This is a genomic window from Kitasatospora sp. NPDC001527, from assembly GCF_040298605.1.
Classification (GTDB): Bacteria; Actinomycetota; Actinomycetes; order Streptomycetales; family Streptomycetaceae; genus Kitasatospora.
In genome coordinates this window covers 174,052-188,948 of record NZ_JBEPAM010000009.1, presented here as the reverse complement: position 1 = coordinate 188,948, position 14,897 = coordinate 174,052, and the positions used below count along the sequence as shown (strand labels likewise).

The window sequence follows — 14,897 nt, the reverse complement described above, 5'->3', positions numbered from 1 at the left end:
TGGAGCCATGGACGAACGCACCGGCCCGGCCCCGGCGGGGCGGCGGGGCCTGCGCTGGGACGCGGTCCCGCCCGCGACCGGCGCGGCCGTGATGGCGACCGGCATCGTCTCGGTCGGCTTCCACCTCGCCGGCTTCGACGCCCTGTCGGTCGCGGACCTCTGGATCGCCGGGCTGCTCTGGCTGCTGCTGGCCCTCGCCTTCACCGCCCTGCTGCTCGGCGACCGGCGCGGCTGGACGGCCCGGGCGCAGACCCCGCCCGCGCTCACCGCGGTGGCCGCCACCACGGTGCTCGGGGTCCGCCTCGACCAGCTGGGCTGGACGGCCGCCGCCGCGGCGCTGCTCGTCGCCGCCGCCGCCTCCTGGCCGGTGCTGCTGACCTCCGTGCTGCGCCACCTCGGCCGGCGGCTGCCGGGCGCGGCGTTCCTGATCTGCGTCGCCACCCAGGGCCTGGCCGTGCTCGCCGCCACCCTCGCCCCGCACACCGCCGACTGGCTGGCCTGGGCGGCGCTGCCGGTGTTCGCCCTCGGCCTGGTGCTGTACGGGGACGCGCTCGTCCGCTTCGACCTGCGCCAGGTGACGGCGGGTTCGGGCGACCACTGGGTGGCCGGCGGAGCGATGGCGATCTCCGCGCTGGCCGCCTCCAAACTGCTCGCCTCCGGGGTGTGGGACGGCGGCGGGCACACCGCGCTGCGGGTGGTGACGCTGGTGCTGCTGGGCGTCGCGCTGGCCTGGTACGCGGTGCTGGCCGTCGCCGAGGTGCTGCGGCCCCGGCTCCGCTACGACCTGCGCCGCTGGTCGACGGTCTTCCCGCTGGGCATGACGGCGGTCGCCTCGCTGTCGGCCTCGGCGGCCGCCGGGGTGGACTGGCTGGACCCGCTCGGCCGGGCGCTGCTGTGGGTGGCGGCGGCGGTGTGGCTGGTGGTCGCCGTCGGCGCGCTGCGCCGGCTGCGGCGCGGGCCGGACGCGGCGGATGCCCGGGCCGGTGGCGGCGCAGCCGCCCGGGCCGTCCCTGTGCGGGACGACTGACGTCCCCCGACGGTCGTCAGTCAGGGCCGGGGAGGCGGGGAGAGCGGCCGGGCGACGATCACCGCGGGAGCGGTGGGGCGGAGGCCGCCGGCGCCAGTGGCCCCGCCGAGACGTCGAAGGCGTGCGTCACCTCGGGTGCGGTCCCCGGGCGCAGCAGGGCCCGGGCGGCCTCCTCGTCCCGGCGGTCGGCGGCGGTGAGCCGGCCGCCGTGCTGGGCCAGGTGCTCCGCCCAGGAGGAGACCAGATAGGTCTCGACGAACCGCTCGGGTTCGCCGCCGTCCTGGAACAGGCCCCAGCTGAGCGCCCCGGTGCGGCGGCGCGCGGCGGCGACCCGGCGCATCCGCCCGGTGAAGGCGGCCCGCTGCTCCGGCTCCACCCGGTACTCGACGGTGACCAGCACGGGTCCGTCGGCGCGGTCCGGTTCGACCACCAGCGGGGGGCTCGGCCAGTGGTCGGAGGGCGTCGGGTCCACCCCGTCGCCGTCGTACAGCGGCAGCCGCCGCGCGCCCAGCGCCCCCGCCAGCAGCACCGCGCCGGCCGCGAGCAGCGCGGTGCCCGGCCCGTGACGGTCGGCCAGCACGCCCCAGAGCGGGGCCGCCAGCGCCTGGCCGCCCTGGAACACCAGCAGCTGGACGGCCAGGCCGCGGGCCCGCACCCAGCCGGGCAGCCGGGTCTGGACCGCCGCGTTGAGGGTGGACAGCACACCGATCCAGGCCACGCCGGCCGGCAGCAGGGCGAGGCCGACGAGCCAGGGCAGCCGGACGGTCGCCAGGACGGCCAGCACCCCGGCGAGCACGACCGTGCCCGCCGCCAGGGTGCCGTTGGCCCCGAGCCGGCGCCGCAGCAGCGGCAGCGCGAACGCCCCGCCCACCGCGCCGACGCCGACCGCCGCGAGCAGCAGCCCGTAGCCGCCCGAGCCGAGGCCGAGCGAGCGGCTCGCGACCAGTGGCAGCAGCGCCCAGAGCGCGCCCGCGCCGGGCACGAACAGCGCGGTGCGCAGCAGCACCCGCCGTACCCCCGGCGCGTGCCGGATGTAGCGGCGGCCGGCCTGGACGGCGGCCAGCAGTCCCTCGTCCCCGCCGGCCGGCCCGTCCTGCGGCGCGCTCCGGTGCCAGCGCAGCAGCACGGTGAGGACGCCGAGGTAGGAGACGGCGTTGAAGGCGAACACCCAGCCCGCGCCGGCCGCCGCGACCACCGCGCCGCCGACCGCCGGACCGACCGCCCGCGCCAGGTTCATGTTGACGGCGCCGAGCGCGGCCGCCTGCCCCAGCTGCCGGCGCTCCACCAGCTCCGGCTGGACGGCCTGCCAGGCCGGGCCCATCACGGCGGTGCCGCAGCCGAGCAGGAAGGTGAGGCCGAGCAGCGGGCCGGGGGTCAGCGCGTCCGCGAAGGCCAGCACCGCGAGCGCGGTGGTGACGGCGAGCATCGCGAGCTGCGCGGCGACCAGCACCGAGCGCCGGTCGTGGCGGTCGGCGAGCACGCCGGAGGGCAGTGCCAGCAGGACGACCGGCAGGCTCGCGGCGGTCTGCACCAGGGCCAGCAGGGCCGCGTCGTGGCCGACCAGCAGCCACTGGGCGCCGACGGTCTGCATCCAGCTGCCGACGTTGGAGACGAGTTGGGCGATCCACAGGGCGCGGAAGACCCGGGACGCGAGCGGGGCCCACGCCGAGTCGTCCGCCGGGCGTCGGGCGGGGGTGGTCGTCTCTGTGCTCATACCGGTCCGTTGCGGGTGGGGGCGGGGGGCGCGGGCCCGACGGTACGGCGGCCGGGGGGTGCGGCGGCCCTGCGTCGGTGCTCCGCAGGCTAGGACGGGCCGGGTACCCCGGCATGCCCCTGAGCGCACGGGCGGTGCCCCGCGAGCGCACGGGGCCGCACCGCGGGCCCGGGCGCCCCGGGGTCATCGTCCGGCCGCGCCGCGCGGCGGTGCGGCACGCTTCTCCCGGCCGTCCGTGCCGGCGGGCGGTCAGACGTCCCGGCGGTGGGCGACGGCCGCCGCTGCCAGGACGGAGGCCACCGCCCAGCCCGCGAAGGCGAGCCAGGATCCGGTCACCGTCGCCGGGTACGGCGGCTGGAGGACGTGGGTCGGGTCGGCCTCGGCCAGCCGGCGCCACGCGGTGAACGGCATGGCGTGCGCGATCGCCGCCGACCAGCGGTGGTCCTCGTTGAACGAGGCGGGCAGCAGGAACAGCACCAGCACGGTGGTGACCACGCTCGCCGCGGCGTGCCGGACCAGCGTCCCCAGCCCGAACCCGATCAGCGCGCAGACCGGGGCGAGGGCGGCGGCCCCGGCGACGGCGTGCAGCACGCCGGGATCGGCGAGCGACACCCCGGCGTGCCGCCGGCCCAGCAGCGCCTGGGCGAGCCCGAAGGAGACCCCCGAGACGAGCACGCCGAAGCCGAGCATGACCACCGCCAGCACGCCCGCCTTGGCCAGCAGCACCGCCCGGCGGTCCGGGACGGCGGCGAAGGTGGTGCGGATCATCCCGGTCGTGTACTCGCCGACGATCACCGCCGCGCCGACGCCGCCCGCGAGGAGCATCAGGAGGTTGGCGGACATCCCGGTGAACGAGACGTTCACCGCCACGCCGACGTACCCGGACCCGGGCGGCGGGCCGTCGGGCCCGGTGTGCTGGTAGGTGTAGCGCGCGGCGTTGAGGTTGACGGCGACGAGGACGAGCGCGCCGGCGCCGAGCACCCAGGGCATCGGGCGCAGCGACCGGAACCTGATCCACTCGGCGGCGAGGAGGTCGCCGAAGCGCGGCCGGGGGTCGGTGGCGGCGCCGGTCGCCGCGCTGCCGGTCGCGGTACTGCCGGTCGTCGTGCTCGTTGTCATCGTGCTCCTCCTGCGGGGTGGTCGACGCGGTCGGCGGTCAGCGCCATGAACGCCTCCTCCAGGGAGGCCGTGCGGGCGGTCAGTTCGAGCAGCGGGATCCGGTGGTCGAGGGCGAGCGCGCCGATCCGGGCCGCGTCCAGGCCCGTGACGACGAGCGCGCCCTCGCCGTCACCCGGTGCCACCGCCGCCCCGGCCGCCGTCAGGACGTCCGCCAGCGCCCCGGGTTCGGTCGTCCGGACGCTCGCCCCCGGCCGGGCGCCGTCCGGCCCCGCGCCCCGGGCGGCGAACTCGGTCACCGTCTCGGCGGCGATCAGCCGGCCGCGCCCGATGACCACCAGGCGGTCCGCCGTGTGCTCCATCTCGCTCATCAGGTGGCTGGAGACGAACACCGTCCGCCCCTCCGCCGCCAGTCGGCGGAACAGGCCGCGCACCCAGCGCACACCCTCCGGGTCCAGCCCGTTCAACGGCTCGTCGAACAGCAGCACCGGCGGATCGCCGAGCAGCGCCGCCGCGATGCCGAGCCGCTGCTTCATGCCGAGCGAGTACCCGGCGATGCGCCGTCCGGCCGCCCCGGCGAGCCCGACCTCCTCCAGCACCGCGTCCACCCGGCCGCGCGGCAGGGCGTTGCCCCGGGCGAGTGCCCACAGATGGGCGCGTCCGCTGCGACCGCCGTGCACGTCGCCCGCGTCCAGCAGCGCGCCGACGTGCCGCAGACCGCGCGGCCGCTCGCGGAACGGGCGTCCGCCGACGGTCGCGGTCCCGCCGGTGGGCTCGATCAGGCCCAGGATCAGCCGCAGCGCGGTGCTCTTCCCGGCGCCGTTCGGGCCGAGGAACCCGGTGACCTGGCCCGGGTGGACGGTGAAGGTGAGGTCGTCGACGGCGGTGGTGCGGCCGTAACGCTTCGTCAGTCGGTGCACTTCGATCATGCCGTCCACGGTGCCGCCGGACGGCCGGGCGGCGCATCGGACCAGGGCCGACACCGTGACGGGCCCCGCTGTCACCCGTGGTCGTACACCCGTGGTCCGATGCCGCGCCGCACGCCGCCTCGTTACGATCACCGCATGTCCGAAGCGCCCCCGTCCCCGCCGATCCTCCCGCCCCGCCTACGACAGGTGCCGCCCGGCGCCTGGACGGCGCTCGCGTGGTGCGTCTCGCTGCTCTACCCGTCGCTCGCCCCCGGCGCCGGCTCCCTCCGCGGGACCGCCCCGGACGGCGGCCCCGCGCCGGCCGTCCGGCAGGACTGGGCGAGCGCCGCCCTCACCACCCCCGTCGCGTTCCTCGCCGCCGCCCTGCTGCGCCGCCGGCCGCGCACGGCCGTCGCCCTCCTGCTCGCCGCCACCGTGGCGCAGACCAAGGCCTGGCGCTGGGAGCTCGAACTGCCGCCGACCGCGCTGCTCGCGGTCGCCGCCGCCCTGTGCCTGGTCACGGCCGCCGAACCGCGCCGGACCTCGCGCGCCGTGCTCACCATGGTGCTCGGCGTGCTGATCCTCCATCTGATCCTCTCCCCCGCCCTCGGCGGCGGCCTGCTGCTCACCGGCACCCGGATCGGCGCCAACGACGCCGGCGTGCTGATCGCCGTGATCGCCTGGCTGGTGGGCCGTTCGGTGCACCAGTCCCGGGTGCACGCCGAGGCGTTGAGCGCCCGGGCGGCGACGGAGGCGGTCACCGCCGAACGGCTGCGGATCGCCCGCGAGATGCACGACACCGTGGCGCACAGCATCGGCATCGTCGCCCTCCAGGCGGGCGCGGCCCGCCGGGTCATCGACACCCGGCCGGACCGGGCGCGCGAGGCCCTCGCCGAGATCGAGTCCGCCGGCCGGGAGACGCTGGCCGGGCTGCGCCGGATGCTCGGCGCGCTGCGCCGGGCCGACGACCCCGGCACCGCCGCGGCCGCCTCCCTCCATCCGCCCGGCCTGGCCGACCTCGACCGGCTGACCGCCGCCACCACGGCCGCCGGCGTCCGGGTCGACGTCCGCCGGCGCGGCGAACGGCGGCCGCTGCCCGCCGAGATCGACCTGGCGGCCTTCCGGATCGTCCAGGAGTCGGTCGCCAACGTGGTCCGCCACGCCGGCGCCCCGTCCTGCCGGGTCACCGTCGACCACCGGCCGGCCGAACTCGCCATCGAGGTCACCGACCGGGGCCGGGGCCGGGGCACCGCCCCTGCACCCGGCGCCGGGTACGGCCTGGCGGGCCTGCGCGAACGGGTCGCCCTGCTGCACGGCGAGTTCGACGCCGCGCCGCGCCTGGGCGGCGGCTTCCGGGTCGCCGCCCGGCTGCCGGTCCCGGAGGAGGCCCGATGACTCCCCCGGTGCGCGTCCTCCTCGCCGACGACCAGCCGCTCGTCCGCGCCGCCCTGGAGATGGTGATCACCGAGGCACCCGACCTGGAGGTGGTCGGCGAGGCCGCCACCGGCGCCGAGGCCGTCCGGCTCGTCGGCGAACTGCGGCCCGACGTGGTGGTGATGGACCTGCGGATGCCCGTCCTCGACGGCATCGAGGCCACCCGCCGGGTGACGGCCGCACCGGGCACGGCCCGGGTCGTCGTGCTCACCACCTTCGACGAGGACGAGAACGTGCACGCCGCCCTGCGCGCCGGGGCCTCCGGATTCCTCGTCAAGGACATGGCCCTGGACGACATCCTCGCCGCGATCCGCGTGGTGGCCGCCGGCGACGCCCTCATCGCCCCGAGCGTCACCCGCCGCCTGATCGCCGAGTTCGCCGCCCGCCCCGCCGCCGCGCCCCGGGCCGACCACCGCCTCACCGGCATCACCGACCGCGAACGCGAGATCCTCACCCTCGTCGGCCGTGGCCTGTCCAACACCGAGATCGCCGCCGAACTCGTCCTCAGCACGGCCACCGTGAAGACCTACATGACCCGCCTGCTCACCAAGCTGGCCGCCCGCGACCGCGTCCACCTGGTGATCCTCGCCTACGAGTCCGGCCTGGTCCCCCTCCCCCGGTGAGTTCCCCGGCCCGGCGGGCGCGGCGGGGAAACGGACGCGGCGGGGATAGCCGCCCGGGACGCCCGGGAGGACGGTAGAGGCGACGGCATGGATCGCCGAGGGGCCGGCTCCTCGCGGCCCGAGTCACCCGAACGGGGCCTCCGGACGGCCGGTTCTGCGAACTCTGCGGCTCTGCGGCGCTGCGGTGATGGCGCACCGATCACCCGGTGCGACCGGCTGTCACGGGCAGGGCCCCGGCCGTGCGACGTCGCACCATCGTGGTGCCCTGTCGACGGCCCCACGGGCGACCGGACCGGACGGCTCACGTGTGCGCGACCACCAGGAACTCTCCGTCGCCGGAGCCGACGGGTTCGCGGTGCCATCCTCCGTAGATCCGCTCGACGGTGAAGCCGGCGTCCCGCAGCGAGGCGCGGAGGTCGTCCTCGCCCCGGAAGGCGAGCGTGCCCGTGCTCAGCAGTTCCCCACCGTCCGGGAAGCGGTAGTGCTGGGTGAAGCTCACCACGCCGGGCCGGTCCTCGGTCGTGTCGTCCCACAGCGTGACCTCGCGGCCGTCCGGCAGGGTGACCTGGCGCAGCGACCCGGCCGGGGTCCACTCCTCCCATTCCCGGGGCCGCGGATCGCGGGCGTCGAAGACGATCCGGCCGCCCGGGACGAGGCTTCGCCGCAGATCGGCGAGCACCTCGGCCCACGCTTCGTCCGTCACGAAGAACTGTGCGACATGGCTGCTCATCACGGCCACGTCGAAGGCCTCGTCGGGAAGGTCGCGCGAGGTGCCCTCCAGCCAGGTCACCTTCTCGGCACCGGGTTTGGCGCGGGCCGCGTCGAGCGATGCCGTGGCGGGGTCCACTCCCGTCACCGTGTGCCCGGCGGCCGCGATGCCGAGGGCGAGCCGGCCCGTGCCGCAGCCCAGGTCGAGGACGCGCAGCCGCTGCGCCGGTTCCTCGACGACGGAGAGGAAGAAGTCGTCCCGGTACGACCACGGGAACTCGGCGTCGTACACGGCCACGAGCAGCGGATCACGGAACTCGGCGTGGAACATGACCGGATCGTAGACGGAACACCGTCCGGACCACCACGGACTATCCGCGTCGCCGCCGGGGCGCCGCGCGGCGGACGGCAGACGGCAGACGGCGGACGCCACGAAGTGCCCGCCTCAGCCCGCTCGGTTAGCGTGAGGACGGCAGCCGCCCCTGCGGTCGGACTCCCGCGTCCGCCGCGGGCGGACCCGCGCAGCGAGAGGATCCTCCGCCCATGTCCTTCACGACCGCCGAGGACGGCACCCCGGTCTTCTCCGAGGACCGGGGCAGCGGCCGGCCGGTCGTGATCGGCCACGGCCGGCCCCTGAACGGCGACGCCTGGGCCCCGCAGGCCCGGCCGGTGGCCGAGCACGGCCTCCGGGCCGTCGTCCGCGGCTGACCGACGGGGCGGAGCCGGAGCCGGGCGGACCGGGCCAGTGATACGGAGGGCGTCCATGCCGATCGACCAGCCGGAGCTCGCTGCCGAGCAGCAGCTCCGCGACCTGCGCGCCGAGTTGACCCTGGCGGGCGAGACGGACCCCGTCGTCGTCACCGAGTTCGCGGCAGGACGGGGGCGGCTCGCGGCGCTCGCCGAACTGGCGGCGCAGCAGGAGCGGATCATCGTCTCCGACCGGCGCAGTCTGCTGCTGCTCGCCACCCGGTGCGCCGACGGCCCGCTGGGCGCGTGGTTCGCCGGCCTCGCCGAGGGCGAGAGCGCCGCGCTGCGCACCCTGCCCGCCCTGGCGGCCGCCTGCGGACCGGTCCCCGACGGGGCTCCCCTCCCCGGCTGCCAGGCCTACCCGGCGTACCTGGCCTGGCTGGCGCTGAACGGCCGGCCGGCCGCCGTGGCGGCGGCACTGGTGGCCAACTTCGCTGCCTGGGGCGGGTATTGCGCGACGCTGGCCGGGGCGCTGCGCCGGTTCCACGGGTTCGGCGAGGAGGCGTGCGCCTTCTTCGACTTCTTCGCGCAGCCCGCGACCGCGCTGGAGCGGGCGGCGGCCGAGGCCCTCGGACCGGCGGGGCTGACCGCCGGTCCGGACCTCGACGCCGCCCGCGCGTACGGCCGGCTGCTCCAGGCGTACGAGCGGCTGTTCTGGATCACGCTCGCCGAACTTCCCTGAGTCACTTGGGGCGCGGGCCGCTTGGGGCGCGGGCCTGGCTCACGCCTGCCAGTGCGGCTTGCCGCTGACCATCCGGCAGGTGATCACCCGGCCGCCGGCCTCGTGGGTGCTCTTGCCGAGGTCGGCGTCGCGGCAGAACTGGCCGGCCTTGTAGCAGTTGCCGGCGTTCGACTTGATCTCGCAGTCGCCGGTGGCCGCCGCGGGCTTGGTCTCCGCGGGCGCCGGGTCGGGGTCGGTCGGCGGCTGGGCGGTGGTCACCTTGGGCTGCGGCTCGGCCTTGGTCGGCGTCGGCTGCGGCTTGGGCGTGGTGGCGGCCTTGCTGGGCTGCGTCTTCGGCGTGGCCGCCGCCGGGGCGGTCGGCGCGGGCGCGGCGGCGGTCGGCTCCGGCGCCGGGGGCGCGGGCGGCGGCGTCTGGACGGGCTCGGCCGGCGGCGTGGTGACCACCGGAGCCGGCGGCGCCGGTGCGGGCGCGGCCGGGGTGGTGGCCTCGGCCGTGACGGCGGGCGAGGAGACCGCGACGGTGGCGGTGTCACCCGTCGTGGGGTCGCAGCCGGTCAGCGCGAGGCCGATGGTGAAGACGAGTCCGGCGACGGCGGCCAGGCCGCGACGACCGCCGCGCATCCGTGAAGGCATGGACGTGAACACTCCGTTCCGCTTGGAAGAGGTTCGCGATTCAACCAGGCCCGTCACACGATCCGTCCATAGTTCAAACACTTGTAAGCAGATCGAGATCTGGCAATCACGGAGCGTCGTCCACCGGAAGATTTCGATCACTTTCCGCCGAAAGGGAACGCCCACCGTCACGGCGTGACGGGGATGTTGGTCAGGCCGGCGGTCGCCCGGGTCACGGTGTTGGAGGCGTACACCACGTTCGGCCGGCCGGCGCAGGCGGACACGGAGGTGATCCTGATCGCGTAGGCGCCGACGCCGCCGAGGTCCGAGGTGTTGCCGCGCCAGGTGTTCCCGCAGCCGTTCGGGAAGGAGGGTGCGGTGGCCGGGTTGTGGGTCTCGTACCCGTTGGCGAAGGTGCCGGGCGCGGCGAAGGTACCCCTGTTGTCCTCGATGAGGTAGCCGCTGCCCTTGACGTCCACCCAGGAGTCGGCGGAGTTCTCGCCGCTGATGCCGCGCCCGTCGAAGGTGTTGCCCCGGATCGTGCCGCCCGAGGTGCCCTCCTTGACGTCGATCCCCTCGGCCGTGACGTACGGACCGATCCGGTTGCCCTCCACCAGCACCCGGTCCGAACGGTCCGCGCCGCCGGTGTTGCCGTGGCAGCCCCAGTTGGAGTTCGCCGAGCCGAGGTACACCCCCTCGCCGTAGCCCGGCTGGGCCCGGCCGGTGTACTCCACCACCGAGTTGCGCAGCACCCCGTCGGCGGAGGAGCGGCGGAAGTGCACGCCCTCGTCCTCCACATGGTGCACGTACAGGCCGTCGATCACCACGTGCGGCGAACTGTCCAGCACCACGCCCTTCTTGGAGTCCTTCACGGTGAACCCGGTGAGGTTCCAGTACGGCGCGCCGTAGAGCCAGAGCCCGTAACCCGAATCCCACCCGGAGGCCGGGGCGGGGCAGGAGGGCGCGGAGCCGGACGGCCCGTCGTTGACGAGGACGGCCGTGGCCGGCCCGGTGAGCGTGACCGGCTGCGCCGCCGTCCCGGCCCGCTGGGCGACGAAGGCGCCGTGGTATTCCCCGGGCGCGAGCCGGATCGTCTGCCCGGGCACGGCCGCCGCCAGCGCGGCCCTCAACTGCACGGCGGTGGCCACGTCCACCACCTGCACGACGGGCGCGGCGAAGGCGGGAGCGGCGGAGAAGCCGAGCAGCAGCGCCGCCGAGGCAGCGGCAAGGAGAGCGGACCGTGGGCGCATCGGGCCTCCGGGTTCTGGTGACGGTCCCTTACGTGCTTCCCTCCACCGACGTCCTTCATGTTCGCCGCGACAACCCTGAGCAGAAGGCCGCCCGCATCGCCCGCCGCCGGATCGAAACCTCCGACCGCCTCGGTCGGCACCGCACACGAGACGCCGACCGGCTACGCGTGCGCGGTCCCGTCCGGGTGAAGGGCGTCGAGGATGAGGGAGAGGCCGAAGGCGAACTCGTCGGCGTAGTCGTAGCCGGGTTTGAGGACGTGTTCGGTGGCCAGCTCGGCGAGATGGGGGTAGGTGTCGGCGGGCGTCCCGCGCAGGATGGCACCCGCGACCTCGGCCGACTCCACCCCGTCCTTGAAGGGCAGGCCGACCTCCTGGAGCACGAAGCCGTACAGGTAGCTGTCGATCAGTGAGACCGCGTGCGCGGTCATCTGCACGGAGAATCCCCCGGCGCGCAGGGCGCCGATGACGGCGTCGTGGTGGCGCAGGGTCGCCGGGCCGGGCTGGGCGCGGGAGTCCATGAGGCCGATCGCCCACGGGTGGCGCAGGAGGGCGGCGCGCGCGGAGAGAGCGCGCCGACGCATGGCACTCTTCCAGTCGGTGCCGTGCGATGGGAGTTCGATCTCGCCGAACACCGCGTCCACCATGCCGTCGAGGATGTCCTCGCGGCCTGTCACGTGGTGGTAGAGCGACATCGCCTGGACTCCCAGCGGCTGGGCGACGGCCCGCATGGTGAGCGCGGCGGATCCCTTCTCGTCGGCGACCTCCACCGCCGCCCGGATCACGCGCTCACGGCTCAGCGGCGCGCGGTCCGGCGTCCCGCGCCGGCCCTTGCCTCCCTCGGGCATCCCGGCCCCTCCTCCATGTCCATTGACTGCCTTACAAGGTAAGGCTAACGTGCCTTACAACATAAGGTAGCCAGGTCCGCGAGGGGGCTGCGCCATGGGCGGGGATCGCGTGGAGAAGGTCTGCATCATCGGGGCTTCGGGGAAGCTGGGGCAGTACATGGTCGGCCACGCGCTGGAACGCGGCTACGAGGTGGTCGGCGTCTGCCGGGAGCGCAGCGTGCCGAAGCTGGCCGCGTTCGAGGGGCGGATCACCGTCGTCCCCGGGGCGACGAACGACCCGGAGGTGATCCGCCGGGCGGTCGCCGGGTGCGACGGGGTGCTGACGGTGCTGATGCCCTGGGGCGTGCGGCAGTACGCGTCGGGCACGGCGCAGGCGGTCCTCGACCACGCCCGGCCGGGCGCGCGTCTGGTGTTCTCCTGCGGCTGGCACATCACGCGCGACGGCAGGGACCGGTACTCGCGCCGGTTCAGCCTGGGCCTGCGGATCGCCACCGTGCTGGGCAGGCTCGTCCGCGCGGTCGAGATCGACGACCAGGTGGAGGCGTGCCGGCGGGTGTTCGCCAGCGGCACCCGGTGGACCGTGGTGCGCGGCAGCGACCTGGAGGAGGGCGCGAGCCAGGGCCTGCCGGTGTGGAGCCAGCACGTGGGCGACCCGGTGCTGGCGAGCAACCTGACGCGCCGGATCGACTTCGCGCTGTTCATGGTGGAAGCGCTGACCACGGACGCCCTCGTCCAGGAGGCCCCGGCGATCGTCGGCCGCCTGACCCCCAGCGCACTCGCCCACACCGGCGGCATCGGACACCCCGGGAAGCCGCCCGCGTGACGGCCGCTCGGCCGGAGCGGCCTGCGCCACCCGCTGCACGACGCCTCCCCCACCGGCCTGTTCGCGGAGCGCCGACCGAGCACCGGGGTCTTCATCCGGCGATCCCCGGAGTCCGCCCCCTGACGGTCCACCGGACGCGCAAGTGGTGCACGGCGCCGGGAAGGATGGCCGGCAGCGACAAGGGCCCGGTGCCGTCCAGGTGTTCGCGCGCGAGCCGCTCGGAGCACGGACCGGTCAGACAGCGCTCGAACCACTCCCACTGCGGCTCATCGGCCGGAACCGGAGGGCGGACCAGAGCGCGGTGAGCGCCTTCGGGAGCAGCACGTACGTCGTCGGCGGCACGATGCCGCCCGTGATCTCGACGGTGACCGGCTGGTCGTCCTTCACGCCACACCCTCCGAGCAGTCGGAGGCCGGACCGATCTCGCACCAGACGATCTTCCCGACGCCGCTTCGGGGGCAACAACCCCACTTCTCGGCCAGCGACTTGACGAGGACGAGGCCGCGCCCGGATTCGTCGTCCCGGTCGACGTCCCGGAGGAGCGGCGCGCGGTCGCCGCGCGCGTCGTGGACCTCGATGCGCAGCCGGGCCGGGTCGGCGAACAGCTCCAGCAGCACCCGGTCACGATGAGTCATAAGCTCGTCACGATGAGCATGGAGTAGGCGAGGGCTTCATCGCAAGCCATGTCGAGCAAATATGAAAACTTTCATCCTCTAGCGCAAGGTGCCTCCCCTGGAGTCGAGTTGGCGGTGGCGGAGCACAGCCGCAACCGTGCACACTGGTCTACGCACCGCTCAGGAGGGGCTACAGACATGGCAATTGCAGTGCCGGCCGTGCGATACCGGCGCATCGCGGCAGAGCTGCGGAGGCTCCGCGAGCTGAGGAACCTCTCGGCGGAGGAGGTCGCGGCCCAGGTCGAGGGCGTCAACCTGGTGAAGCTGAGCAGGTACGAGAACGCCAGGGTCCAGCTGAAGCCCGACGTCGTCAGGAAGCTCCTCGACTTCTACGAGTGCGAGGCCGAGCTCAAGGAAGTACTCGTCGAGATCCTCCGGGACAAGCACCGCCCGGGCTGGGCCGCCGGATTCGACCAGCTCAACTCGCTCTACCACGATCTGATCAGGCTCGAAGAGACCGCAGTCGGCAACAAGTCGTACGAGTCCTCCTACATCCCCGGCCTGCTGCAGACGCGCCGGTATGCGCACGCCATCATCTCAAGCGGCGTGTTCACCACGCCCAGTGTCGAGGCCCGGGTCGATGTGCGGATCAACCGCCAGTCGGTACTGACGCGGGCCGAATCGCCACTCAAACTATGGGCAGTCATCCACGAATCGGCCCTGACGATGAGAGCCCCCGACGGTGTCATGGCCGACCAACTCGACAAGCTGATCCAGTGGAGCGACCTTCCCAATGTCAGCATCCAGATCATGCCGGCGTTCGCACCTCCCCACCCCGGCATGAGCGGTCCGTTCACGCTCCTGGAATTCCGGCAGCGGGATCTGGACCTCGTCCTGCTCAGCGACATGCTCGCCAGCAACTGGGTGGAGAGCCCCGGTCACGTCGATCTCTACCGAACGGCTTTCGACGAGATCATGGCGACCGCCCTGAGCCTCGGCGAATCCCTCAACGTCATCCGAGAGAAGAGAGATCAGCTCAAGTGACCCACTACCCCATCGCTTCCGCCCTGCCGGTCACGTGGACGAAGGCAAGCGCGAGCAATCCGAACGAGAACTGCGTGGAGTTCGGGCAGCTGAGCGGTTCCGTTCTGGTCCGCGACAGCAAGGATTCCGACGGGCCCGCGCTCGCCTTCTCCGGGGATGCGTGGCTCGCCTTCGTGGCCGGGGTGCGCGCCGGGGACTTCTCCTCCCGCCGCTGACACCCTGCGGCCCCGCACCGGGCCGGTGCGGGGCCGCAGGACTCGCCACCGTCACGCCGGGGCGGCCGGGGGGTCGGGTTCGAGGACGAGGACCGGGATCACGCGGTCGGTCTTCGCCTGGTACTCGGCGTACGGCGGATACGCCGCGACCGCGCGCTGCCACCACCGGGCCTTCTCCTCCCCCGTGACCTCGCGGGCCGTCATGCCCCGGCGTTCGGCGCCGTCCTGGAGATCGACCCGCGGGTCCGCCCTGAGGTTGTGATACCAGCCCGGGTGGGTCGGGACGCCGCCGTTCGAGGCCACCGCCGCGTACCGCCCGTCGTGCTCCACCCGCATCAGCGGGGTCTTGCGGATCCTGCCGCTCTTCGCGCCGCGCATCGTGACGATGACGACCGGCAGGCCCGTGTCCCAGAGCGTGTTGCCCTGCGCGCCGCCCGAGCTCTCGTACAGCTCGACCTGTTCGCGCACCCACGGCACGGCGCTCGGTTCGTACTCTCCCTCAAGAGGCATCGTGTTCACCCCACTGCTCGCCGAC

The 14,897-nt window shown here is 74.6% G+C and carries 18 protein-coding genes; 8 read left to right on the top strand and 10 right to left on the bottom strand.

The genetic code is table 11. The annotated features are described in order from the left end of the window. Positions 1 to 7: 7 nt before the first annotated feature. Positions 8 to 1,027, top strand: coding sequence for a tellurite resistance/C4-dicarboxylate transporter family protein (locus tag ABT238_RS12730; protein WP_350757072.1), 1,020 nt, complete (start codon positions 8 to 10; stop codon positions 1,025 to 1,027). Between the two features lie 58 nt (positions 1,028 to 1,085). Here the strand turns inward: ABT238_RS12730 and ABT238_RS12725 are convergent, their stop codons facing one another. From ABT238_RS12725 to ABT238_RS12715, 3 genes are all read right to left on the bottom strand, one after another. Then, on the bottom strand, positions 1,086 to 2,741 hold the full coding sequence (locus ABT238_RS12725; RefSeq protein ID WP_350757069.1) for an MFS transporter: 1,656 nt from the start codon (positions 2,739 to 2,741) through the stop codon (positions 1,086 to 1,088). Positions 2,742 to 2,990: 249 nt separating this feature from the next. Further along, a complete protein-coding gene (locus ABT238_RS12720) occupies positions 2,991 to 3,860 on the bottom strand; it encodes an ABC transporter permease (RefSeq protein WP_350757066.1) in 870 nt (289 codons plus the stop codon). Further along, positions 3,857 to 4,786, bottom strand: a complete 930-nt coding sequence (locus ABT238_RS12715) for an ABC transporter ATP-binding protein (RefSeq protein WP_350757063.1) — start codon at positions 4,784 to 4,786, stop codon at positions 3,857 to 3,859. Before ABT238_RS12715 ends, ABT238_RS12720 begins: the two co-directional genes overlap by 4 nt. Before the next feature lie 135 nt (positions 4,787 to 4,921). On the opposite strand from ABT238_RS12715, the gene ABT238_RS12710 reads away from it, so the two are divergent. Both ABT238_RS12710 and ABT238_RS12705 read left to right on the top strand, forming a co-directional pair. Beyond that, positions 4,922 to 6,160, top strand: a complete 1,239-nt coding sequence (locus ABT238_RS12710) for a sensor histidine kinase (protein ID WP_350757060.1) — start codon at positions 4,922 to 4,924, stop codon at positions 6,158 to 6,160. Next, positions 6,157 to 6,822 carry a response regulator gene (locus tag ABT238_RS12705; protein WP_350757057.1) on the top strand — a complete coding sequence of 222 codons (666 nt, stop codon included), beginning with the start codon at positions 6,157 to 6,159 and terminating at the stop codon, positions 6,820 to 6,822. The genes ABT238_RS12710 and ABT238_RS12705 overlap by 4 nt, the downstream gene beginning before the upstream one ends. Positions 6,823 to 7,123: 301 nt before the next feature. Here ABT238_RS12705 and ABT238_RS12700 read toward each other — a convergent pair whose 3' ends face one another. Continuing rightward, positions 7,124 to 7,861, bottom strand: coding sequence for a class I SAM-dependent methyltransferase (locus ABT238_RS12700; protein ID WP_350563047.1), 738 nt, complete (start codon positions 7,859 to 7,861; stop codon positions 7,124 to 7,126). A gap of 212 nt (positions 7,862 to 8,073) precedes the next feature. On the opposite strand from ABT238_RS12700, the gene ABT238_RS12695 reads away from it, so the two are divergent. Beyond that, complete coding sequence (locus tag ABT238_RS12695; protein WP_350757054.1) at positions 8,074 to 8,238, top strand: hypothetical protein; 165 nt, start codon at positions 8,074 to 8,076, stop codon at positions 8,236 to 8,238. Positions 8,239 to 8,293: 55 nt separating this feature from the next. After that, complete coding sequence (locus tag ABT238_RS12690; protein WP_350757051.1) at positions 8,294 to 8,959, top strand: transcriptional regulator; 666 nt, start codon at positions 8,294 to 8,296, stop codon at positions 8,957 to 8,959. A gap of 39 nt (positions 8,960 to 8,998) precedes the next feature. Here the strand turns inward: ABT238_RS12690 and ABT238_RS12685 are convergent, their stop codons facing one another. From ABT238_RS12685 to ABT238_RS12675, 3 genes are all read right to left on the bottom strand, one after another. Then, on the bottom strand, positions 8,999 to 9,592 hold the full coding sequence (locus ABT238_RS12685) for a hypothetical protein (RefSeq protein ID WP_350563040.1): 594 nt from the start codon (positions 9,590 to 9,592) through the stop codon (positions 8,999 to 9,001). Between the two features lie 167 nt (positions 9,593 to 9,759). Then, on the bottom strand, positions 9,760 to 10,821 hold the full coding sequence (locus tag ABT238_RS12680) for a right-handed parallel beta-helix repeat-containing protein (RefSeq protein WP_350757049.1): 1,062 nt from the start codon (positions 10,819 to 10,821) through the stop codon (positions 9,760 to 9,762). 161 nt (positions 10,822 to 10,982) lie between these two features. After that, positions 10,983 to 11,666 (bottom strand): TetR/AcrR family transcriptional regulator, encoded by a 684-nt coding sequence (locus ABT238_RS12675; RefSeq protein WP_350563036.1) that lies wholly within the window; start codon positions 11,664 to 11,666, stop codon positions 10,983 to 10,985. 94 nt (positions 11,667 to 11,760) lie between these two features. Here ABT238_RS12675 and ABT238_RS12670 point away from each other — a divergent pair, with 94 nt between their 5' ends. Beyond that, positions 11,761 to 12,489 (top strand): NAD(P)-dependent oxidoreductase, encoded by a 729-nt coding sequence (locus tag ABT238_RS12670; RefSeq protein WP_350757046.1) that lies wholly within the window; start codon positions 11,761 to 11,763, stop codon positions 12,487 to 12,489. A 234-nt stretch (positions 12,490 to 12,723) separates the two neighbouring features. On the opposite strand, the gene ABT238_RS12665 is transcribed toward ABT238_RS12670, so the two are convergent. After that, complete coding sequence (locus ABT238_RS12665) at positions 12,724 to 12,876, bottom strand: hypothetical protein (protein WP_350563032.1); 153 nt, start codon at positions 12,874 to 12,876, stop codon at positions 12,724 to 12,726. Further along, positions 12,873 to 13,124, bottom strand: a complete 252-nt coding sequence (locus ABT238_RS12660) for an ATP-binding protein (protein ID WP_350757044.1) — start codon at positions 13,122 to 13,124, stop codon at positions 12,873 to 12,875. Before ABT238_RS12660 ends, ABT238_RS12665 begins: the two co-directional genes overlap by 4 nt. A 177-nt stretch (positions 13,125 to 13,301) precedes the next feature. Between ABT238_RS12660 and ABT238_RS12655 the strand changes: the two genes are divergently transcribed. Together ABT238_RS12655 and ABT238_RS12650 are read left to right on the top strand one after the other, a co-directional pair. Then, positions 13,302 to 14,147, top strand: coding sequence for a DUF5753 domain-containing protein (locus ABT238_RS12655; RefSeq protein WP_350563028.1), 846 nt, complete (start codon positions 13,302 to 13,304; stop codon positions 14,145 to 14,147). Continuing rightward, positions 14,144 to 14,362 (top strand): DUF397 domain-containing protein, encoded by a 219-nt coding sequence (locus tag ABT238_RS12650; protein WP_350563026.1) that lies wholly within the window; start codon positions 14,144 to 14,146, stop codon positions 14,360 to 14,362. Before ABT238_RS12655 ends, ABT238_RS12650 begins: the two co-directional genes overlap by 4 nt. A 51-nt stretch (positions 14,363 to 14,413) precedes the next feature. Here ABT238_RS12650 and ABT238_RS12645 read toward each other — a convergent pair whose 3' ends face one another. Continuing rightward, on the bottom strand, positions 14,414 to 14,872 hold the full coding sequence (locus ABT238_RS12645) for a nitroreductase family deazaflavin-dependent oxidoreductase (RefSeq protein WP_350563024.1): 459 nt from the start codon (positions 14,870 to 14,872) through the stop codon (positions 14,414 to 14,416). Between the last annotated feature and the right edge of the window lie 25 nt (positions 14,873 to 14,897).